19 protein-coding genes and 1 riboswitch are annotated in these 22,049 nt (G+C 66.3%); of the genes, 12 read left to right on the top strand and 7 right to left on the bottom strand.

The window, feature by feature from the left end; all coding sequences use genetic code 11:
• Positions 1–22: 22 nt before the first annotated feature.
• The gene (locus ACIBG0_RS14110; RefSeq protein WP_397032426.1) at positions 23–1,018 is read left to right on the top strand and encodes an NAD(P)H-dependent glycerol-3-phosphate dehydrogenase; all 996 of its coding nucleotides are present in this window, start codon (positions 23–25) and stop codon (positions 1,016–1,018) included.
• Positions 1,019–1,073: 55 nt separating this feature from the next.
• Positions 1,074–2,171 (top strand): D-alanine--D-alanine ligase family protein, encoded by a 1,098-nt coding sequence (locus ACIBG0_RS14105; protein WP_397032425.1) that lies wholly within the window; start codon positions 1,074–1,076, stop codon positions 2,169–2,171.
• 124 nt (positions 2,172–2,295) lie between these two features.
• On the opposite strand, the gene ACIBG0_RS14100 is transcribed toward ACIBG0_RS14105, so the two are convergent.
• The gene (locus ACIBG0_RS14100) at positions 2,296–2,967 is read right to left on the bottom strand and encodes a DUF3515 domain-containing protein (RefSeq protein WP_397032694.1); all 672 of its coding nucleotides are present in this window, start codon (positions 2,965–2,967) and stop codon (positions 2,296–2,298) included.
• Positions 2,968–3,311: 344 nt separating this feature from the next.
• On the opposite strand from ACIBG0_RS14100, the gene thiL reads away from it, so the two are divergent.
• The 4 genes from thiL to ACIBG0_RS14080 are packed head-to-tail and all read left to right on the top strand — an operon-like array spanning position 3,312 to position 6,355.
• The gene (gene thiL, locus ACIBG0_RS14095) at positions 3,312–4,427 is read left to right on the top strand and encodes a thiamine-phosphate kinase (protein WP_397032423.1); all 1,116 of its coding nucleotides are present in this window, start codon (positions 3,312–3,314) and stop codon (positions 4,425–4,427) included.
• A gap of 11 nt (positions 4,428–4,438) precedes the next feature.
• Entirely contained in the window at positions 4,439–5,122 is a 684-nt protein-coding gene (locus ACIBG0_RS14090) for a uracil-DNA glycosylase (protein ID WP_364341828.1), read from the top strand.
• 45 nt (positions 5,123–5,167) lie between these two features.
• Positions 5,168–5,434 carry a hypothetical protein gene (locus ACIBG0_RS14085; protein ID WP_040693471.1) on the top strand — a complete coding sequence of 89 codons (267 nt, stop codon included), beginning with the start codon at positions 5,168–5,170 and terminating at the stop codon, positions 5,432–5,434.
• A 57-nt stretch (positions 5,435–5,491) separates the two neighbouring features.
• Entirely contained in the window at positions 5,492–6,355 is an 864-nt protein-coding gene (locus ACIBG0_RS14080; RefSeq protein WP_397032421.1) for an alpha/beta fold hydrolase, read from the top strand.
• Here ACIBG0_RS14080 and ACIBG0_RS14075 read toward each other — a convergent pair whose 3' ends face one another.
• The 3 genes from ACIBG0_RS14075 to rpmB all read right to left on the bottom strand — a co-directional run bounded on the left by ACIBG0_RS14075 (position 6,356) and on the right by rpmB (position 7,963).
• Entirely contained in the window at positions 6,356–7,138 is a 783-nt protein-coding gene (locus ACIBG0_RS14075) for an enoyl-CoA hydratase/isomerase family protein (protein WP_397032419.1), read from the bottom strand.
• A 39-nt stretch (positions 7,139–7,177) separates the two neighbouring features.
• On the bottom strand, positions 7,178–7,669 hold the full coding sequence (locus ACIBG0_RS14070) for a GNAT family N-acetyltransferase (protein ID WP_397032417.1): 492 nt from the start codon (positions 7,667–7,669) through the stop codon (positions 7,178–7,180).
• Positions 7,670–7,771: 102 nt separating this feature from the next.
• Positions 7,772–7,963: a 50S ribosomal protein L28 gene (gene rpmB, locus ACIBG0_RS14065; protein ID WP_011210730.1), complete on the bottom strand. Its 192-nt coding sequence runs from the start codon at positions 7,961–7,963 to the stop codon at positions 7,772–7,774.
• Between the two features lie 332 nt (positions 7,964–8,295).
• Between rpmB and ACIBG0_RS14060 the strand changes: the two genes are divergently transcribed.
• Both ACIBG0_RS14060 and recG read left to right on the top strand, forming a co-directional pair.
• Complete coding sequence (locus ACIBG0_RS14060) at positions 8,296–10,431, top strand: DAK2 domain-containing protein (RefSeq protein ID WP_397032416.1); 2,136 nt, start codon at positions 8,296–8,298, stop codon at positions 10,429–10,431.
• A 4-nt stretch (positions 10,432–10,435) separates the two neighbouring features.
• Complete coding sequence (gene recG / locus ACIBG0_RS14055) at positions 10,436–12,709, top strand: ATP-dependent DNA helicase RecG (RefSeq protein ID WP_397032414.1); 2,274 nt, start codon at positions 10,436–10,438, stop codon at positions 12,707–12,709.
• 61 nt (positions 12,710–12,770) lie between these two features.
• Here recG and ACIBG0_RS14050 read toward each other — a convergent pair whose 3' ends face one another.
• Complete coding sequence (locus tag ACIBG0_RS14050) at positions 12,771–14,192, bottom strand: short-chain fatty acyl-CoA regulator family protein (RefSeq protein WP_397032413.1); 1,422 nt, start codon at positions 14,190–14,192, stop codon at positions 12,771–12,773.
• 149 nt (positions 14,193–14,341) lie between these two features.
• On the opposite strand from ACIBG0_RS14050, the gene ACIBG0_RS14045 reads away from it, so the two are divergent.
• Positions 14,342–15,859: an MmgE/PrpD family protein gene (locus ACIBG0_RS14045; RefSeq protein WP_397032411.1), complete on the top strand. Its 1,518-nt coding sequence runs from the start codon at positions 14,342–14,344 to the stop codon at positions 15,857–15,859.
• An 8-nt stretch (positions 15,860–15,867) separates the two neighbouring features.
• On the opposite strand, the gene ACIBG0_RS14040 is transcribed toward ACIBG0_RS14045, so the two are convergent.
• Positions 15,868–16,080, bottom strand: coding sequence for a DUF1737 domain-containing protein (locus ACIBG0_RS14040; protein WP_397032409.1), 213 nt, complete (start codon positions 16,078–16,080; stop codon positions 15,868–15,870).
• Between the two features lie 26 nt (positions 16,081–16,106).
• Here ACIBG0_RS14040 and prpB point away from each other — a divergent pair, with 26 nt between their 5' ends.
• From prpB to ACIBG0_RS14025, 3 genes are all read left to right on the top strand, one after another.
• Positions 16,107–17,015, top strand: coding sequence for a methylisocitrate lyase (gene prpB, locus ACIBG0_RS14035; RefSeq protein WP_397032408.1), 909 nt, complete (start codon positions 16,107–16,109; stop codon positions 17,013–17,015).
• Between the two features lie 2 nt (positions 17,016–17,017).
• Positions 17,018–18,136, top strand: coding sequence for a bifunctional 2-methylcitrate synthase/citrate synthase (locus ACIBG0_RS14030; protein WP_397032406.1), 1,119 nt, complete (start codon positions 17,018–17,020; stop codon positions 18,134–18,136).
• A gap of 93 nt (positions 18,137–18,229) precedes the next feature.
• Entirely contained in the window at positions 18,230–18,616 is a 387-nt protein-coding gene (locus tag ACIBG0_RS14025) for a nuclear transport factor 2 family protein (RefSeq protein WP_397032405.1), read from the top strand.
• A 452-nt stretch (positions 18,617–19,068) separates the two neighbouring features.
• Here the strand turns inward: ACIBG0_RS14025 and metE are convergent, their stop codons facing one another.
• Positions 19,069–21,321: a 5-methyltetrahydropteroyltriglutamate--homocysteine S-methyltransferase gene (gene metE, locus ACIBG0_RS14020; RefSeq protein ID WP_397032403.1), complete on the bottom strand. Its 2,253-nt coding sequence runs from the start codon at positions 21,319–21,321 to the stop codon at positions 19,069–19,071.
• A 140-nt stretch (positions 21,322–21,461) separates the two neighbouring features.
• Positions 21,462–21,693: riboswitch (cobalamin riboswitch) on the bottom strand.
• Positions 21,694–22,049: the final 356 nt, after the last annotated feature.

The raw sequence follows: 22,049 nt of genomic DNA, 5'->3' as shown, positions 1-22,049 counted from the left end.
GGTTCCATGGCATATTGGGCAGATGACGAGGGCGGCAGTGCTGGGCGCGGGATCATGGGGCACCGCGTTCGCGAAGGTGTTGGCGGATGCGGGAACCGACGTCACGATCTGGGCCAGGCGGCCCGAGGTGGCCAAGGCATTGGCCACCGAACATCGCAATCCGTTCTATCTGCCCGATGTGCAACTACCCAGCGTGGCCGCGACCCACGATCACGCAGAGGCGCTCGACGGCGCCGATATCGTCGTGCTCGCGGTTCCGTCTCAATCACTGCGCGCGAATCTCGAGCGATGGCGGGACTCGATCGGACCGGATGCCGCGCTGCTGAGCCTGGCCAAAGGCATAGAGACCGGCACGCTGCTGCGGATGAGTCAGGTCATCGGTGCGGTCACCGGGGCCGACGAGAGCCGCATCGCGGTGCTGTCCGGCCCGAATCTGGCCAAGGAGATCGCCGCCGAGCAACCCGCGGCCACCGTGATCGCGTGCAGTGATGCCGCCCGTGCGGCATCGCTGCAGCAGGCGTGCGCCAACGGCTACTTCCGGCCCTACACCAATACCGATGTGATCGGCTGCGAGATCGGTGGCGCATGCAAGAACGTCATCGCGCTGGCCTGCGGCATTGCCTCGGGGATGGGGTTGGGCGACAACTCGATAGCAAGCCTGATCACGCGCGGGCTGGCCGAGATCATCCGACTCGGGGTCGCACTCGGCGCGGAGCCGGTCACCTTGGCGGGGTTGGCCGGGGTCGGCGATCTGGTCGCCACATGCACTTCGCCGCTATCGCGCAACCGATCGTTCGGGCACGTGCTCGGGGCGGGCGGGTCCATGGAAGCGGCCCAGGAGGCCACCCATGGTCAGGTCGCCGAGGGTGTGAAGTCGTGCACATCGGTTCGTGCGCTCGCCGCCGCGCACGATGTCGAGATGCCACTCACCACCTCGGTGCACCAGGTGTGCCATGAGGGCCTTTCGGTGCGCGACGCGGTCGGCAATCTGCTGGGTCGGCGGATCAAACCGGAGTAGGGGCGAATCCGGGCGCTAGGTTGGTTCGGCATCCATAACGGGTACGGTTCGGTGCATGACGAACCGGATCAGGGTTGCTGTGGTGTTCGGCGGGCGCAGTAACGAGCACGCCGTCTCGTGTGTGTCGGCTGGCAGCGTGCTGCGCAACCTCGATCCGGAAAAGTACGAGGCCGTGCCCATCGGCATCACCCGCGACGGTGCCTGGGTGCTCGGTGGTTCCGAGGTGGCGGCGCTCGGGTTCAAGGACAATGCGCTGCCCGCGGTCGACAGCAGCGGTACCGCATTGACGCTGGCTGCCGATCCGAGCCGGTCCGGCTCACTGGTCGCGCTCGACGACCCGAGTGCTGCGCTCGGATCGGTGGACGTGGTATTCCCCATCCTGCACGGCCCGTTTGGGGAGGACGGCACGCTGCAGGGCATGCTCGAGCTAGCGGGGGTGCCCTATGTCGGGCCCGGCGTGCTGGCCAGCGCGGCGGGCATGGATAAGGAATTCACCAAGAAGCTGCTCGCCGCGGAGGGGCTGCCGGTCGGGCGGCAGGTGGTGCTGCGGCGTGGGACCGACACGCTCGACGCGGACGATCGGGCGCTGCTGGGCCTACCGGTGTTCGTCAAACCGGCCCGTGGTGGTTCCTCGATCGGTATCACCAAGGTCACCGATTGGAGTGCGTTGGACGCGGCTATCGCGACGGCGCGTGAACACGATCCGAAGGTGATCGTGGAAGCGGGCATTGTCGGCCGCGAGGTCGAATGCGGCGTGCTGGAATTCCCGGACGGGCGGGTGGCGGCCAGCGTGGTCGCCGAAATCCGGATGCCCGAGGCCGATGCCACGGTGCCGGAGTTCTACGACTTCGACACCAAATACCTCGACGATGTCTGCGAATTCGACGTTCCGGCGAAGCTGGACGACGATGTCAGCGACAGTGTCAGGGAACTCGCGGTGCGGGCATTCAAAGCGCTCGACTGCCAAGGGTTGGCGCGGGTGGACTTCTTCGTCACGGCGGACGGCCCGGTGATCAATGAGATCAATACGATGCCCGGATTCACCTCGATTTCCATGTATCCGCGGATGTGGGAGGCGACCGGAATCGACTACCGGGCCTTGGTTTCCACGCTGATCGAGACCGCGCTCGCACGGGGTACGGGGTTGCGCTAGTACCTACTCGCCGAGCGTAGTGATCTGGCGGTCGAGTCCGGTGTGGGCGACACCATTCGACTGCGCTCGACGAGCAGTCCGGACACGGCGGCAGGTGGTGCGGATGGGCGGGAGGTGTGGTTGGTCAGTTCGGCAGCGGTCCGGGATCGATGGGCTGGGTGGGAAGTTTCGCGGTGATCGTGTCCGAAACCCCTTGCAGCGGAGTGGGACCGGAGCCGTCGGGGACGGTCAGTGCGATATAGGTTTCGCGGTCGACGGCGAACCAGGTGCTGGCCTTGGCGGCCGCATCGCGGACCTCGAACCATTGCACGCCATTGACGATCTGCAAGGGCGATGCGCGGTTGAACTCCAACGGTCGTTCCAAACCGCAGCGCAATACGATGGCCTCGCCGCCGTCCTTGCGCTGCCAGGCGCGGGTCGCGGGGGGAGCCGGTTCCACCAGCGTGGATTTGGAATAGTCGCCGAGATCGACGGGCAATGCGGGCAGCAGGGCGGTGCACGCGGGTCCGTCCGCGGCGGGTGCCGGGACGGGGCCGAGGACCAAGGGTTCACGTTCGGTCGGCGCGCGGTGGGCCAGCACCGCGGCGACCAGAACGGCGACGACCAGCACGACCGGGAGTGCGACTGCGGTCGCGATGAGCGCTGGCGGGTAGCCGCCGGGTTCGGTTGCGGATTCAGCGCTCGCGGGCTCGGCATCAGCGTCGCTGGCTGAGGCTGTTGCGGAGTCGGCGGGCTCGGCATCGGCATCACCGGCTGGGGCCGCTGCGGGCTCGGCATCAGCGGCTTCGGTGGCAATGGCTGAGGTCTTCGCGGGCTCGGTGGGCTCGGCGTTGGTGGCCGGGGAAGAGCTCTCGGCTCCTGGGCGATCGGCGGCGCTGTACGCAGCCGAATCGGTCGTCCCGTTCGACAGCTCTGCCCTCGACGACTCCGCCTCCGACGAATCGCGGTCCGACGACTCCGCCGACATACTCACCGATCCTTCCTGTTCGTGCTGGTGGGGTCCGGTCACCTGCGGGATGGGTGCCGCGCACCGGCCTGGTAGTACTCGATTGCCCTGGAAAGGGTACCCTCGGGGCGATTTCAGCCAGCACGACGCCGGGAAGGGGCCAGGTCATCAGCGAAAGCACGCGGCCCAGGACAGTGCGTGAGCTGGGGGAGTTCGCACTGATCGAGCGGATCAACACAGGACGGGTGCAGGCGCCCGGTGTGCTGCTCGGCCCCGGTGACGACGCCGCCGTGGTTGCCGCGCCGGACGGTCGGTTCGTGGTCACCACCGACATGCTGGTCCAGGATCGACATTTCCGGCTCGACTGGTCCGATCCGCGCGATATCGGGCGCAAGGCGATCGCACAGAACGCCGCCGATGTGGTCGCGATGGGAGCCGTACCGACCGCGTTCGTCGTGGCTTTCGGCTGTCCGGCCGATACGCCCCTGGAGCTGGTGGACGGGCTCACCGACGGGATGTGGGCCGAGGCGGACCGCGCGGGCGGCTCCATCGCGGGCGGCGATGTGGTGCAAAGCCCGCAGTTGGTCATCTCGGTCACCGCCTTCGGCGATTTGGACGGCCGCGCGCCGATCACCAGAGCCGGTGCGCGCGTGGGGGATACGGTCGCGCTGGTTGGTCGCCTCGGCTGGTCCGCGGCCGGGTTGGCAGTGCTGACCGGCGGATTCGATCCGGCAGACGAACTCTTCGCCGAAGCTATCGCGGCCCATCGGGTCCCACAGCCGCCCTATTCCGCCGTGCTGGCCGTGGTCGCCGATTCCGCTGCTGGAGTGGACAACTCGGGTGCGGCACCGGCGCAAGGAGTACTCGGCTCGGAACACATCGGGGTATCAGACCAGACGAACGCGACAGAGTTCGGGTCCGAAGGCATTATCGGATCTCCCACCGAGTGGCCCGCGATACCGACCGCGCTCACCGATATCTCGGACGGATTGCTCGCGGATCTTGGGCATATCGCCGAGGCATCCGGAGTCGCCATCGACGTCCACTCGAAATCGTTGCGCGATCCCGCTCTAGCGACAATCGCGCGCGGTCTGGATGCCGATGCGACGCAATGGATTCTGACCGGCGGTGAGGATCATGCCTTCGTCGGAACCTGGCCCGCGCAGCGGGATCTGCCGCCCGGTTGGGTGCCGATCGGACGGGTGCTGGCAGGTCACGGCGTCACCGTCGACGGGGCGCGGCAGCCGGGCAAAGGGGGCTGGGAATCGTTCAGCGGGGTGGACTCGGCATCCGCGCCCGAGCCACGATAGGTTGTGCGGTCATGGGCGCGAAACCACTGACGGAAATCATGGATCCGGGTTGGGCGAAGGCTCTCGAACCGGTTGCGGCACAGATCTCGGCGATGGGCGAATTCCTGCGCGCGGAGAATGCGGCGGGGCGCGGTTATCTACCGGCCGGTGACAATGTGCTGCGCGCCTTCCAGCGTCCGTTCGATGCGGTCCGCGTATTGATCGTCGGCCAGGATCCGTATCCCACGCCGGGACATCCGATGGGCTTGAGTTTCTCTGTGGCCCCGGATGTTTCGCCGGTGCCGCGCAGCCTGGCCAATATCTTCGCCGAATACAGCAAGGACCTCGGCTACCAAACACCGTCCAATGGTGACCTGAGCCCGTGGTCGGATCAGGGCGTGCTGCTGCTGAACCGAGTTCTTACCGTTTCGCCGGGACAGCCCGCCTCGCACCGCGGCAAAGGCTGGGAAGCGGTGACCGACCAGGCGATTCGCGCGCTGGTGGCCCGGGATGAACCGCTGGTAGCGATCCTGTGGGGTCGTGACGCGCAGACACTGAAACCGCAGCTCACCGCGGCCGAGGTGCCCTATATCGAATCCGTGCACCCGTCGCCCCTGTCGGCCTCGCGCGGCTTTTTTGGTTCGCGACCCTTCTCACGAGTGAATGAACTACTCGACGAATTGGGTGCTGAGCCTGTTGACTGGCGCCTGCCCTAGATCCCGGGCGTCGAGGTTAGAAAAACAGTAGAGGAGCACAATTTCATGCAGAACAAGACCGTTCGCGGCGCACTGCGCGGCACCACCGCCACGCTGGCCCTGTGCGCGGCCCTGGCCGGCGGCAGTGCGGCGGCGAATGCGGCCGGGTTGCCGCTCGAGCCCGCCACGGAGACCTCCGCCCCGAAGACCGCCGCTCCGGTCGGCGAGGAATTCACCTCCAATGGCTCCTCGACCATCTCGTCCTCGGTGAATGCCAAGGTCGCGTGCCTGCTGCAGAACACCATCAGCGCGCAGGGCAAGTGGGACTGCTGAGGTCCCATTGCCCGGGGCTCGCATGAGCCCCAGCGGTAACTGTGCGATCCTCGGATCGTGAGTAATGCGAACAACCTTCTCGATCCGATCCGGCTGCGACTGCGCGGTTCGGATGGGATCGAGCTGGCCGCCGACCAGTTCGGCCCGGCGGACGGCCCGCTCGTCCTGTTTCTGCACGGTGGCGGTCAGACCAGACACTCGTGGAAGCAGACCGGTGCGAAGCTGGCCGCCGCTGGGATGCGGGTCGTCACGCTGGACGCGCGCGGCCACGGCGACAGCGCATGGTCGCCGAACGCCGACTACCGGCGCGCCACGATGGTCGCGGACCTCGTCGCGGTCCTCGAACAGCTGGCCGCCCCCGCCGTCGTGGTCGGCGCGAGTATGGGCGGGATGACCGGCTTGCTCACCACCGCCGATCCGGGCGGCGCCGCGATCACCGCTCTGGTGCTCGTCGATATCGTCGCCCGTCCCGAACCCGCCGGTGTCGCGCGGGTGATCGACTTCCTCGGCAAACATCGCGACGGCTTCGACAGCCTCGAGCAAGCCGCTGACGCGGTCGCCGAATATATGCCGCATCGGCCCAGGCCCAAGAACACCGATGGGCTGCTCCGCAATCTGCGACAGCGCGACGGTCGCTGGTACTGGCATTGGGATCCGGATATGCTCGGCGACCGCGTCGAGGACGCAAGCGAAATGGTGCAGCAGTTGGAGGCAGCCGCGCGGGCCCTCACCATTCCCGTGCTGCTGGTGCGCGGCATGCAGTCCGACGTGGTGACGCCGGAAGGTGCTGCGGAATTCCAGGCTCTGGTGCCGCATGCGCAGCTGGTCGAGATCGGCGGCGCGGCGCATACCGCGGCCGGCGACGACAATGATTCGTTCACCGACGCGGTCGCGAAATTCGTGCTCCAGGTGCGCGATTAGTTACCGATTCCGGTAGTCGGGCTTGCGCTTTTCGACGAAGGCATCCACGCCCTCGCGCCCGGCCGGGCTGTTCGCCGCGGCACTGATGGCGTCGCGCTCGTAGTCGAGCTGATCGCTCAGCGTCGACGAATTCGACCGCGCCAGTAGTGATTTGATGCTCGCATAGGCCGATCGCGGTCCGGCGGCGAGGGTTCGGGCCGCATTCAGTGCCTCGGCGCGCACCTGCTCGTCATCGACGAGTCGGCTCAGGATGCCGAGGCGCACCGCCGTTTCGGCGTCGAGAATCGCGTCGGTGAGCAGAATTTCGCGGGCGCGTCCGGCGCCGACGATCCGCGGCAGCGTCCAGGACATGCCGCCATCCGGGCTCAGCGCGATGCCCGGATACGCCGGGCGCAACTTGGTACTGGGACCGCCGATCGCGATATCCGCCACGCACACCAGACTCATCCCGGCACCGGCGGCCCAACCCTGCACGCCCGCGACGACGGGCACGATGGTCTCGTCGAGAGCGCGCACGAATTCGTGCAGATCGGTCGCGAGGCCGTAGATATGACCGGCGCGATCCTCGGCCGCCGCGAAGCCGCGCACATTGCCACCCGCGGAGAAGTTCGGTCCGGCGCCCGTCAACAGCACGGCCCCGATCTCGCGGCTCGCGGACCGCAGCGCCTCGGTGCCCGCGTTGATGCCCGCGAAGTCCAGCGAAGTGCCGTTCGCGGCGGTCGAGATGGTGATTTGTAGTACGCCGTCGACGACGGTGACGTACTCGGTGTGCGTGGAAGTCATGGCCAGCACATTAGCTCCCCGCCTCGAGCCGACTTCCGGTCAGCGACGCACCATGCGGACTTCGACGGCGGGGGTGAAGGCCTCGATGCGGCTGGTGCCGTCGAGTTCGAACCCGTGTTTGCGGTAAAAGGCCTGGGCGCGGGGGTTCTTCTCGAAGACCCAGAGCGAGCACGGGATGTCGGGTGGGACGGCGGCGCGGATGAGGTCGTGGGCGACGCCGGTGCCGTACCAGGCGGCGCGGACGTAGAGGGCATTGAGTTCGGTTGGGGTGACCGGGGATTCGTCGCGTGACGGGCTCGCACACGAGAAGCCGATCACTTCGTCGTCGACGAGCGCGACATATACGCTGCCCGGATTGCGGACCCGGATGCGTTCCCATTGCTCCGCACGGCGTTCGATCTCGAACGCATCCAGAATGTGGTCGGGGACCAGGCCACGATAGGCCTCACGCCAGCAGGCGATATGGCATTCGGCCAGGCTGTGGACGTATTCGGTGGTGAGTGGGGCTATGCGCCAGGCGGGCTGGGTCATGCAGACCATCGTTGTCGAGGGAGGTCGTCGATGACCAGGGGCCGCGGATGACTACGCCCCGAGCACCTGATGGTGTCGGGGCGTATGTCGGTCTCTGAGGAATCAGCCGCGAACGACCTTGCCCGCCTTCAGGCAGGAGGTGCACACGTTCATGCGGCGGGTATTGCCCGGCGCGACCTGTGCGCGCACGGTCTGGATGTTCGGGTTCCAACGACGGTTGGTACGCCGGTGCGAGTGCGAGACCGACTTCCCGAAGCCGGGGCCCTTGGCGCAGACGTCGCAGACGGCAGCCATAGTCGCGAACTCCTTCATGTCATGTGGGGACTGCCGCACGTTGGCAGCATGTCCGGAAACAATGTCTTAATGCCCTGCCGACTTACGTCGGCCAGCGCGAACCCTCTCGGCCGCGCTAGGCAACCCTGCAAGGGTAGCTGTCGGCGTCCGGATCCACAAAACCGGGTCATGGAATGCCGACCCGTGGGCACGCCAGATGGTAATGGATCGGTGTCGCCGATCGATTGTCGGTATCGCCAGCTAACCTGGCCAACGGTGGCAGAGCCTCGAGCGATCTGCCAGCAGTCGCTTGGGTGCGGGTGGCATGGCGGTGTGAACGATCGCGGAGAGAGGTGGCGGTGCCCGGAGTGCGGGACATGATGGGCGATGACCCCGATGCTGGACTGCCTGCCGTCGCCGGGCCGAATGAACTCAACGGCACGGCATTACTGCGTTGGGGCCGAATCTGCCTCGAAGTTCTGCAGCAGCGGCGCGAGGAGATCAACGCCCTCAACGTCTTCCCCATCGCCGACGCGGACACCGGTACCAACATGCTCGCCACCATGCGAGCGGCGATGCAGGCCGCGGATGCCGCCGTGATCTCGGCGCATGGATCCGAGCGGCCGGATAGTTCTGCGGCTGCCGGTTTTGCTGCGGAGGCCGAGCGGTCCGGCGGTGCCGCGGTGTCGGATGCCCGCGCGGTCGGTGGTTATGCGGCGAATGCCACAGCGGTCGGCAATGGCGCGAAACCGGTTGCGGGGGTATTCGGCGGTGCCGCGATATCGGAGCCCTCGGCGGCGTCGCGAGGGAAGTTCGCGGACCGAGCCATCGCCACGAACGGTATCGATCGTCCCGGTCTGTCTGGATCCCCGGGGCGCGGGAGCTCGCGGAACGGCTCCAGCGCAGCACCGCAGGATGGAACTGCGGAGGGGTATCTCGAATCGCTCTCGACGCATGATGTGGCCGCGGCGATGGCGCGTGGAGCGACGCTCGGGGCGCGCGGGAATTCCGGGATCATCTTGTCGCAGGTATTGCGCGGGATTGCCGAGGCGGCGCGCGGTGGGCCGCTGACGGCGCAGACGTTGCCTGGCGCGCTGGCCACGGCATCGGCGCTGGTGCGGGAATCGCTGAGCGTGCCGGTCGAAGGGACCATCCTCACCGTCCTGGAGCGGGCAGCCGAATGCGCCGCGGCCTGCGCGCAGTCCACCGTGGCCGACGTTGCGGTCGCGGCGGCCGACGGTGCCGCCAAGGCGCTCGGTGATACACCCGCCCAGCTCGGCGTGCTGCGCGAGGCGGGGGTGGTCGATGCGGGCGCGCGCGGGTTGGTCGTACTGCTCGACAGTCTGGTCGTGGTGACCCTCGGTGCGACGCCCGCTCGGCCGGAATACGCGCGCGGCGAATTCGTATTCGCTGGTGCCCAGGCGGATGCTGATCGTGGCACCGCCGCCGCGCAGGCTGACTGCGCTCGGCGAGCCGACGCCGAATCCCTGAACAGTGCCGAACCTCACTTCGAGGTGATGTATCTCCTCTCCGACACCGACGACCAACGAATCGCCCACCTCCGCGACCGCCTCGCCGACCTCGGCGACTCGGTCGTGGTGGTTGGCGACGGCGCGGGCTCGTGGTCCGCGCACGTCCACTGCACTGACGCGGGTGCCGCCGTAGAAGCGGGAATCGCCACCGGCACCCTCAGCGCCATTCGCATCGAAAGCTTCACCACCGACGCAGCCCCGGCGGTGGCTGCGGATCGCGCCGACGCTGCCGGGCGGCCTGTTCGTGTTGGACGCGCGGCTGCGTCCCCGTCTGCTGCCGCCGAGCGGCACCACGGTCCCGCAGACCGCGCCGTCCTGGCTGTCGCATCGGGGGACGGCGCGGCGGCGCTGTTCGAGGCCGGAGGTGCGGTGGTGCTCGGCGGTGACGGGCCGGTGACCAGTGCGGCACTGCTTGCCGCGATTCGACAGCTGCCGAACCGGGAGGTGTTGGTGCTGCCGAACGGCGCGCTGCCCGCGCATGAGCTGGTTGCGGTCGGCGTTGCGGCTCGTGACGCGCATCGGGACGTGTTGTTGTTGCCGAGCGGGTCGATGGTGCAGGGATTGGCGGCGCTCGCGGTGCACGATTGCGGGCGGATCGCGGTGGACGATGCGTTCGCGATGTCGGAGGCGGCGGCCGCGACGCGCTGGGGATCATTGCGTGCCGCCACCGGGCGAGCGCTCACCATGGTCGGCACCTGCGAGGCCGGTGATGGGCTGGGGCTGGTCGGCCATGATGTCGTGGTGATCGATCGGGATGCGCCGAGCGCGGGACGGACCCTGCTCGACCGGATGCTCGCCTTCGGCGGTGAGCTGGTCACCCTGCTCATGGGGGTGGGCGCCCCGGCCGAACTCGCGGACGAACTGGCCGCGCATATCGCGAACGGCTTCCCCGGCGTCGAGGTGAGCGTGTATTCCGGTGGGCAGCAGGCGGATCTGGTGCAGATAGGGGTGGAATAGGAGTATGGCGACACTCAGCGACCGGCTGGACCACCTGCTCGGCGTGAAGGCGGCCGAGCCCCTTGCCGATGCCTTCGACATGCACACCGTCGAGGATCTGTTGCGGCACTACCCATTACGCTATGCCACTCAGGGGCAGCCGCTCACCCAGGAGCAGCCCGAGGAGGGTGCGCACATCACCGTCATCGGCAGGGTGACGAAAACCGAACTGCGCCCGATGAAGAACCGCAGGGGTCGACTGCTCAAGGTCGCCCTCGACACCGGTTCGGTCGCCCCGATCGATATCACCTTCTTCAACGGCGACAAGGTGAGTTACCTTGTCCGCGAAGGGGTCCGGGCCATGATGTCGGGCACCGTGCACTGGTGGCGCCCGGACCGCTGGAACCTCTCACATCCCGATTATCTGATCCTGCCCGAGAAGGAAGAGGACTCGATCGAGAACCTCACCTCGGTGCGCGGCGGCGGCGCCTTGCGCGGATTGGCGCAGAGCGCGAAAGGTAAAGGCGGCGTGGATGTCTCGTTCTTCGAACGTGAATACATTCCGGTGTATCCCGCGACCGCCAAGGTGCAGAGCTGGGATCTGCTCGCCTGTGTCCGGCAGGTGCTCGACCAACTCGACCCGATCGACGATCCACTGCCAAGTGACCTGCGCGAAGACCGCGGCCTGCTGAAGATCTCGGACGCGCTGCGCCTGATCCACCTGCCCGAACGCAAGTCTGATATCGAACAGGCCAGGCAGCGTTTGCGTTTCGATGAGGCGCTGGCGTTGCAACTGGTGCTCGCCGAGCGGCGACACGATGCGGAGGCGCGGGCGGCCCGGCCATGTCCGCCCCGATCCGACGGTATCGCAGCCGCTTTCGATACCCGCCTGCCCTTCGAACTGACCGATGGACAGCAAAAGGTGATCGCGGAGATCTCCGACGATCTCGCACGCAGCCATCCGATGCACCGCCTATTGCAGGGCGAGGTGGGTTCGGGCAAGACCATCGTCGCACTACACGCCATGCTCCAGGTGGTCGACGCAGGTCAGCAATGCGCCCTGCTCGCACCGACAGAAGTCCTTGCCGCCCAACACTATCGGTCACTACGAACGATGCTCGGCGATCTCGGCACCGCGGGTGAACTCGGCGCCGCCGACAACGCGACAAAGGTGGTGCTGGTGACCGGCTCGATGTCGGCGGCGGCGAAGAAGGCCGCGCTACTGGATGCGGTCACCGGCGAGGCGGGCATCGTGATCGGCACCCATGCGCTCATCCAGGACGCGGTGGAGTTCTTCGATCTCGGCATGGTGATCGTCGACGAACAGCATCGGTTCGGTGTGGAACAGCGGGATGCGTTGCGAGCCAAGGCGAAAGCCGGTACCAGCCCGCATCTGCTTGTGATGACCGCGACCCCGATCCCCCGCACCATCGCCATGACCACCCTCGGTGATCTGGAGACCTCGACCCTGACCCAGCTGCCCCGCGGCCGCTCGCCGATCGTGTCGAAGGTGGTGCCGCGCAAACAGCATCCGAACTGGGTCGACCGCGCCTGGGAGCGCATCCTCGAGGAGGTCGGCGCTGGACGGCAGGCCTATGTAGTGTGCTCGCGCATCGGCGACGACGAGGAGAACGGTAAGGGCCGCAACGGCAAGAAGTCCGGTAAGGCCGAGGAGAAGGAAGGTCCCACCACGGCCGCGGCCCTCGAGGTCTTCGACATGCTGCGCACCGGTCCGCTCGCGAGCGTGCGCGTCGGCCTGCTGCACGGCAGGCTCCCGACCGATGAAAAAGACCAGGTCATGCGCGCATTCAATGACGGCGACATCGACGTGCTCGTCTGCACCACGGTCGTCGAGGTCGGCGTCGACGTCCCGAATGCGACCGTCATGGTCATCGTGGACGCGGACCGCTTCGGTGTCAGTCAGCTACATCAGTTGCGCGGCCGCATCGGTCGCGGCAAGCATCCTGGCCTGTGCCTGCTGATCACCGACGTGGGCCCCACCGGCACCGCCATGGCGCGCCTCGACGCCGTCGCCGCGACCACCGACGGCTTCGAACTCGCCGTACTCGACCTGCGGCAACGCCGCGAAGGCGACGTCCTCGGCGCCGCCCAATCCGGCACCGCCCGCTCCCTGCGCCTGCTCTCCCTACTCGACGACCTCGAAGTCATCACCGCCGCCCAAGACCTCGCCCGCCAGGTCGTCGAATCCGATCCTGGCCTGCGCCGCCACCCGGGCCTGGCCACCATGATGCACGCCGCCGTAGACGCCGAACGCCTGGAGTACCTGGCGAAGTCTTGATCGAGAACGCGCTGGTGAAGCGCCCTCTCGGCGTTTGCCCGCATGGCTATGAATTGCCCGACTAGCGCAGGACTCGGGGGTAGGGCAGATCGGTGCTGGTGTATTCGGTGACTGCGAGGGGGCTGCCGATTTGAGGGAAGGCGCGCTGCGGGCAGGAGGGGCGCTCGCAGACCTTGCAGCCCGCGCCGATCGGCACCGCCGCGGCCGGACTATCGAGCTGTAGTCCGTTCGAGTACACCAGTCTGTCGGCGTATTCGATATCGCAACCCAGGCCTATCGCGAAGTCCTTTGTCGCGGTGCCGAATCCGTGGGGGCCCGCCAGCGCGGTGCGTGCGATCCAGAGGTACCGGCGACCGTCCGGCATAGCCGCCATCTGGGTGAGGATGCGGCCGGGATTGGCGAATGCCTCGTGCACCACCCACAGCGGACAGCTACCGCCGACCCGGGAGAAATGGAAGGCCGTGGCGGACTGGCGTTTCGAGATATTGCCCGCTCGGTCGGTGCGGACCAGAAAGAACGGAACGCCGCGCTGTCCCTGCCGCTGCAGGGTGCTCAACCGGTGGCAGATGGTTTCGAAGCCGACCTCGAAACGCAGGCTGAGCAGATCGATGTCGTAGCGCAGTTCCTCCGCCGACCGCAGAAAGCGGCCGTACGGCAGGACCAGTGCGCCCGCGAAGTAATTGGCCAATCCGATCCGCGCCAATGTCTTGGATTCGCCGGTGAGCGACGGTGTTTCGGCCAGAACGGCATCCAAATCCTTGCCGAACAGCAGAAATCCGAGGGTAGTTGCGATTTGAAATGCGCGCTGTCCGGGACGCAATCGCCGCGCCAGCGTCAGCGTGCGGCTGTCCGGATCGTAATGCCGTTTCGGGATGGAAGGATCCGCGCCGTCGCCGCGCACCAGCACGGTGACTCCCGCGCGCTCCTCGGCCACCCTGGCGAGTTGCCGATCGAGCGACCCGATGCTGAGCCCGCACTCCTCGAAGAGCTGTTCGGCCGCATGATCGAGTTGCGCGATGTGATTGTGGTGGTCGTAGAAGAAATCCCGCACATCCTCATACGGCATCGGCACGCCGGGTGCGCCAGCAGGAGCGGCCACCCGTGCGGAGAGCAGATCGAGTTGATCGGTCGCGGCGCGCAATCGCCGATGCATCGCGACGACGATTCGAGAAACCTCCGGAAGTCGCGTCGCCAGCTCTTCCACCTCTGTCAGTGGCGCGCTGTCACCGCCCGCCGCATCGACCAGTACCTCGTGCAGATCCGAGACCAGCCGGGCATCGGAGTCGGCGGCGAAAAATTGCACGTCGAGGTCGAAGGTGGAGTTGAGCTTCAGCAGCACCGGAATGGTGAGCGGTCGCTGATCGCGCTCGAGCTGATTGAGGTAGCTGGGCGATAGATCCAGGGATTTCGCCAGTGCCGCCTGGGTCATCCGCCGTTCCTCGCGCAACCGTCTCAGTCGGGCGCCCGCGTACATCTTGCGCACCGCAAGATGGTAGCCCTCGCAATTCGCAATCATCGCAAAATGGAGGATTCTCGCCCGCAGAAATCTGCTTTTGCAAGGGATTTTGCCGAAGACCAATCCTGCGTAGCGTGCGAAGAAGAGCCGCTGGCCCGCCTGGAACCGGAGGATGGATGAAGACCCACATCGTACGCGCTCGCGCCGCCGCCGCGGCCTTTCCACGCACAGAACATTTGGCTACCAGAATTGCCGAGGTCGCCGTCGATCCGGTCGAGGTGACCGCCGAAGTCAGCGCGATGATCGTGAATCGGATCATCGACAATGCCGCCGTCGCGGCGGCCGCCCTGGTCCGTCGCCCGGTGATGAATGCGCGGGCGCAGGCACTCGCACAGCCGTATGCACCGCGACCCGGCCGGTCGGGCGCCACCGTCTTCGGCGCGCCACGTCGGGTCTCGCCGGAGTGGGCCGGGTGGGCGAATGGCGTCGCGGTGCGTGAGCTGGACTTTCACGACACCTTCCTCGCCGCCGAGTACTCGCATCCGGGCGACAATATTCCGCCGATCCTCGCCGTCGCCCAGCATACCGGTCGCAGTGGCGCCGCGCTGATCCGTGGCCTGGCCACCGGTTACGAGATCCAGATCGACCTGGCGCGCGGAATCTGCCTGCACGAGCACAAGATCGATCACGTCGCACATCTGGGCCCATCAGCCGCTGCGGGCATCGGGACCTTGCTCGGCCTGCAGACCGAGACGATCTATCAGGCGATCGGGCAGGCGCTACACACCACCACCGCCACCCGCCAATCTCGCAAGGGCGAGATCTCGAGTTGGAAGGCGTATGCCCCGGCATTCGCTGGGAAGATGGCGGTCGAGGCGGTCGACCGGGCCATGCGCGGCGAGGGTGCACCCGCACCGATCTGGGAGGGTGCGGACGGTGTCATCGCCTGGCTGCTCGGTGGGCCGGACGCCGAATATCAAGTGCCGTTGCCGGGCCCGGGTGAGGCGAAGCTGGCGATCCTCGACAGCTACACCAAAGAGCATTCGGCCGAATATCAGAGCCAAGCGCCCATCGATCTCGCACGCCGGATGCGCGCGCGCATCGGTGATCTCGATCAGATCGCCACCATCGTGCTGCATACCAGCCACCACACGCACGTGGTCATCGGCACCGGTTCCGATGATCCGCAGAAATTCGACCCGCACGCCAGCCGCGAGACTCTCGACCATTCCGTTCCTTATATATTCGCGGTCGCGCTACAGGACGGCGGCTGGCATCACGAGCGGTCCTACGCACCCGAGCGCGCACGTCGGGCGGATACCGTCGCGCTGTGGCGCAAGATCTCGACGGTTGACGATCCGGAATGGACGCGCCGCTATCACGCCACCGACCCGAGGGAGAAGGCCTTCGGGGCGCGGGCGGTGGTGACGCTGAACAGCGGCGAGACGATTGTCGATGAGCTCGCCGTCGCGGATGCGCATCCGCTGGGCGCGCGGCCGTTCGCGCGCGAGCAGTACATCGCTAAGTTCCGCTCGCTGGCCGAGGGCGTGATCGATCCGGCGGAGCAGGCCCGGTTCCTCGACGCGGCGCAGCGCACAGCGGAGTTGGCCCCTGGGGAACTGGATCAGCTGACGTTCACCGTGTCGCCCGAGGTTATCGAGCGGGCACCGCAGGTGCGCGAGGGGATCTTCTGATGTCGGCCCTACTCCCCGCCCCAGATCAGCGCCTGCGCGGCGATCACATCGGTGCCGTTGAAGGTGACGGCCGGCGATCCGTGCAGCAGGTAGCCCTGGTCGAGCAAACCGCTGATCCGTTCGCAGAAGGAGGCGTCGTCGACGCCGGTGATCAGTCGATAGCGCAGGGGACGATCCTCGGGCCCACCCCTCGTGGATTCGCTGCGCGATGCTGCACTCATGGGCTCAGCTTAGGACGGTGGTAGCGATGACAGGACTGCTCGCCGCTGCCACGAGCCCGGCCGATAAACGCTTGGCGCTGCGCGCCGGGTTGGCCTCCGGGCAAATCCAGCGCTGGCCGGGAACATTCAACCCACTGGTGGCCAAGCTGATTCAGGAACTCGGCTTCGAGGGCGTCTATGTCTCCGGCGCGGTGGTATCGGCCGAACTCGCACTGCCGGACATCGGCCTGACCACCCTCACCGAGGTGGCTGCGCGGGGACAGCAGATCGCGCGAGTAACCGACCTGCCGGTGCTAATAGATGCCGATACCGGCTTCGGCGAGCCGATGAATGCGGCACGCACGGTGACGCTGTTGGAGGATGCCGGACTGGCGGGGTGCCATATCGAGGATCAGGTGAATCCGAAGCGCTGTGGTCATCTCGACGGCAAGGCCGTGGTCCCGGTCGATGAGATGGTCCGTCGTGTGCGTGCCGCGGTCTCGGCCCGACGTGACTCCAATTTCGTCGTCTGCGCGCGTACCGATGCGCGGGGGACGCAGGGGCTGGCCGCAGCGATCAATCGCGCAAGGGCCTATGCGGACGCGGGCGCCGACCTCATCTTCTCCGAGGCACTGGCCGATGCCTCCGAATTCGCGAAGTTCCGTGCGGCAGTGGATATTCCGTTGCTCGCGAATATGACCGAGTTCGGCAAGTCAGAGTTGCTGTCGGCTCGCACGTTGGCGGATCTCGGCTACAACGCCGTCATCTATCCGGTAACCACACTGCGCCTGGCGATGTTCGCGGTCGAGCGGGGCCTGCGTGAAATCGTGGCCACCGGAACGCAATCCGGGCTGATCGGGCAGATGCAGCACCGGGCGCGGCTCTACGAATTGCTCGACTACCAGCAGTACAACGACTTCGATTCCGGAATCTTCGATTTCACCGTGAGTGAGTAGGGATGACTGAGATCAAAAAGGGTTTGGCCGGGGTGGTGGTCGATACCACCACCATCTCCAAGGTTGTACCCGAGACGAATTCGCTGACCTATCGCGGCTATGCCGTGCAGGATCTGGCGCGGCACTGCAGCTTCGAGGAGGTCGCATATCTGCTGTGGTACGGCGAACTTCCCGATGCCGCCCAACTCCAACTGCTGTGTCAACGTGAACGCGCACAGCGGCGCATCGATCGGTCGATACTGTCGCTCATTCAGAAGATGCCGCGGAACTGTCATCCGATGGATGTGGTTCGGACCGTGGTCAGCTATCTCGGCGCGCAGGATGCGGAACTCGATGCCACACAGGGTGATCGGGCATCGATGGCGAAGGCGCTGCGGCTTACCGCGGTGCTGCCCACAGTTGTCGCCACTGACATGCGCCGCCGTCATGGACTGGAACCTATTGCGCCAGACTCCCATCTTGGTTTCGCCGAGAATTTTCTGAACATGTGCTTCGACAAGGTGCCGGATCCGCGCATCGTGCGTGCTTTCGAGACTTCGCTGATCCTGTACGCGGAGCACAGTTTCAACGCCTCCACCTTCGCCGCGCGGGTGGTCACCTCGACCGGGTCGGATATGTACAGCGCGATCACCGCCGCGATCGGTGCCCTCAAGGGGCCGCTGCACGGCGGTGCGAATGAGGCTGTCATGCGCGCGATGCTTGAAATCGGCGAGCCCGAACGTGCTGCGGAGTGGTTGCGCGCCAAGTTGTCCGGCAAACAGAAGGTGATGGGGTTCGGACATCGCGTGTACACCGACGGCGACTCGCGGGTGCCGACGATGCGAGCTGCCCTGGACCAAGTCGTGCAGGTGACCGGCGGGCAGCGCTGGTCGCGCATGTACACCGCATTGGAGCAGGCCATGGCCGAGGCCACCGGGATCAAACCCAACCTCGACTTCCCGGCCGGACCCGCCTACTACCTGATGGGCTTCGATATCGAGGTATTCACGCCGATCTTCGTGCTGAGTCGCATCACCGGCTGGACCGCCCACATCATCGAGCAGTCCGCCGCTAATGCCCTGATCCGTCCGCTGTCCGAATATGTCGGAGTACCGCAACGCGAACTGCTGATCGCGGGCTGATCCTGGCGCAACCAAGCGATTGTTTGGTGTAATCGGTGCGATCGAATCGACCGATGCCCGATCGCATCGGCACAAGGAAGCGAGCGAACTTCAATGCCGAGCCCCGACGAAATCGTCACCGCCATGTGCCGCAGCTGGGCCGATCCCGACCCGGACCGGATCAGTGCCTTCTTCGCCGAAGACGCCGTCTACCACAACATTCCGATGGAACCCATCAACGGCCGCGCCGCTATCCGCGATTTCATCGCCGGGTTCCTCAACACCTTCGAATCCATTGAATTCGATGTCCACCACCAGGTTGCCGCCGGGAATATCGTCATGAACGAACGCACCGATATCCTGCGCGGCCTCGGCAAAGACACGCCGCTGCCGGTAGTGGGCGTCTTCGAAGTCGCCAACGGCGCCATCACTGCCTGGCGCGACTATTTCGATATGGCCGCCATCAACCGCGCCTTCGGAAACGAACCCGCGGACCGATAACCGAGGAAACGGCGGAACCGAATCGGTCACCCCTGCGTCGAATAGGACATCGGGGGTGATATCGATGGCGACGTATGAGGAGGGGTTACGCATGGATCGTTGCTCGGGATGTCATACGGCTTGGCGGCGGGGAGTGAGCGCGCGGTCGCGCATGCGGCCGATGGTGCGCAACGGTGAGAATTGTGAGCGGTATACGCCGCGTCGTCGGCTCAGGCCGTTCCCCGGGGCCGAATTCCATTGACAGGTAGTCCGATAGCGCGGTGGCCGCACCGCGCTATCGGGCTGCGTGGTCGGGTGCGGATGTGGTCGATCGCGAGGTCGGGGTGTTCGCAGAGGACGACCTGGCCGCTGTCGAATTCGGCGTGGACACCGTTGGGCCAACCGCGGGACGGGCGCGAACCCCGGCGAGCGCGCCCGCCCTCCCAATTCGAGAGGGCGAGCGCACTATCCGGCTAGCGCACCGCGGCCGCGGCTGTGACGAGATTGCGCAACGACGCCTCCACCTCGACCGGCCCACGCGTCTTCAATCCGCAGTCCGGATTGACCCAAAGCCTTTCGGCGGGAACGGCCTTCAGTGCGGCACGTAGGGCGGCGGTGATCTCCTCCACACTCGGCACCCGGGGTGAGTGGATGTCGTACACCCCCGGTCCGACACCGAGATCGAAGCCAGCGGCGTTCAAATCGTCGAGCACCTCCATATGCGAGCGCGCCGCCTCGATCGAGGTCACATCGGCATCCAATCCGGCGATCGCATCGATGACCTCACCGAATTCCGAATAGCAGAGATGGGTGTGGATCTGAGTGGCATCCGACACCCCGGAGGTCGCCAACCGAAACGCTTCGACCGACCAATCCAGGTACTCGCCCTGATCAGCCACACGCAGCGGCAGCAGCTCCCGCAGTGCGGGCTCGTCGACCTGGATGATCCGAATGCCCGCGGCCTGCAGATCGAGCGTCTCGTCCCGGATCGCCAACGCCACCTGACGTGCCGAATCCGCCAATGGCTGGTCATCGCGCACGAACGACCAAGCCAGAATCGTCACCGGGCCGGTCAGCATGCCCTTGACCGGCTTATCGGTCAACGATTGCGCGTAGCTTATCCAATCCACCGTCATCGGCGCGGGCCGCGCCACATCCCCGAACAGAATCGGCGGCCGCACGCAACGCGTGCCGTAGGACTGCACCCAACCCGCCTCGGTGGCGGCGAATCCGTTGAGCTGCTCGGCGAAGTACTGCACCATGTCATTGCGCTCCGGCTCGCCGTGCACCAGCACGTCCAGGCCGAGTTTCTCTTGTAGCGCAATGACATCCGCGATTTCGGACCGCATCCGTCGCACGTACTCGGCTTGGTCGATCTCGCCCTTGCGCAGTGCCGCACGCGCCAGCCGGATCGTCGAGGTCTGTGGATATGAGCCGATGGTCGTCGTCGGCAGCGATGGCAGCCCCAGCCGCTCGGCCTGCAACGCCCGCCGCTGGTCCGCGGGAGCCCGCCGAGTTGCCTCGGGACCCAGCGTGGCCAGCCGCGCCCGCACCTGCGAATTATTCAAACGAGGATCGGTGCCCCTAGTGGCGAGAGCGGCATGGACCGTTGCCAATTCACCCCGGATCGCCTCTGGCCCCGCCCGCAGTCCGGTCGCGAGCGACCGCACCTCCGCGACCTTCTCCGTGCCGAACGCCAGCCACGAACGCAGCCGCTGGTCGAGGCCGGTTTCGCTCGCCAAGGTGTAAGGCACATGCAGCAACGAGCAGGAACTCGACACCGCAATGGATTTCGCACATCCCACCAGCGTGCCGAGCGTCGCCAAAGCACTGTCCAGATCGGCCCGCCAGACATTACGTCCGTCGACCACACCCGCCACCAGCAGTTTGTCCGTCAGCTCGGGCACCATATCGGGGACTTCAGCCGTGAAATCCACTGCGATACCTTCGATTTCGGTCTCGGCCAAGGCGCTCAACGCCGCACCCGGCCTGCCGAAGTAGGTGGCAACGAGCAGTGCGGGACGATCCGTCGCGCGGGACAGCTCGGCGTAGCTGCGCCGTACGAGTTCCAACTCGTCAGCGCTCAGATCGGTGACCAAGATGGGTTCGTCGAGCTGCACCCATTCCGCGCCCGCCACGGCCAGCAGCCGCAACAGCTCCCGATAGAGCGGCACCAGCTCGTCGAGGCGATCCAGTGCCGCACCGCCTGTCGCCTTGGCCAGCTTCAGGAAGGTGATAGGCCCGACCACCACCGGGCGCGCGGGCACCCCCAGTGCGAGCGCCTCCCGCAACTCATCGAGCACCTTCGATGGCTGCAGCGAGAACACCGTCTCCGGACCGATTTCCGGCACCAGATAGTGGTAATTGGTATCGAACCACTTGGTCATTTCCAGCGGCTCGACGGTGTCGGTGCCGCGCGCCGCCGCGAAATAGCGATCCAGCGGATCGGCGATACCGGCGACCCGGGGCGGCAGCGCGCCGAGCAGCACGGCGGTATCGAGCACCTGGTCGTAATAGGAAAAGGTGCCGACTGGGATCGAATCCAGTCCGGCGCTGTGCAATTCGGTCAGCTGATCGCGGCGCAGGTCAGCGGCGATCGCGTGCAGTCGCGCCGCGTCGATTCGCCCGGCCCAGTAGGACTCGGTGGCGCGCTTGAGCTCACGATGCGGCCCCACCCGCGGGAGACCGAGAACCGTCGCGGTGAACGGGTTATCTGTAACAGTCACGAATTTCTCCAGTGCTGAGATCGAAGACCATCGCCCTACGAGCTAGCGGAGACCGAGTGACGTGCCGGTGCACCGACGGAGCCCGACAATCACACCAGAGGTCCGCGCGCCCAATCCACGAGGCGGTGGCCGCCGGATACGGCGTATCCGACACGGCTGGCAGGTCTTCGGACTTGCGGGCACGGGCCTTCTGGCCGACCCCGTACGGGGCTCACCTACTGGCCGTCGCTTCCCGGGCTGACCATATCGAGCGAAGTCGCTACGGCTTGCCCAGTGCTGATGACGGCGGTCGTTCCTGCATACCGCTGCGGGACAGTCCCGGATTCTCACCGGGTTCCCTCTCATCCGCGCACCGGCTACCCGATCCGCGAACTCGACTCCGTAACGCGACGACGGGGCTCCATCTCGTCTACGCACGGCGAACCAGCTGCGTCGACCAGCATAGTCTGTTACGCCATCCCTTTGCGTGCGCGAGTAAGCACTGGCGTCTACCACGGAGCGAGATGGTTATGAGCGAGGAGTTCGCGGCCCGTCTCGCGTCCGAGCCGTCGAAGCGCATGTACCCGCAGGCGCGGGACACAACCATCTGGTACGCGCGCAGCAGGTGCCGAACGCCCCGCTACCAGCAACCGCAACGGAGCGAGTCTTACGAGCGACCGTTCGCGGCCCGTCTCGCGTCCGAGCCGTCGAAGCGCATGCGCCGAAGGCGCGAGTCTCGACGGCTCGGA

It is taken from the genome of Nocardia sp. NPDC050630 (assembly GCF_044457245.1).
Taxonomy (GTDB): Bacteria; Actinomycetota; Actinomycetes; order Mycobacteriales; family Mycobacteriaceae; genus Nocardia.
Note: the sequence above shows the minus strand (reverse complement) of the source record. Positions and strands in the feature narration are given on the sequence as shown.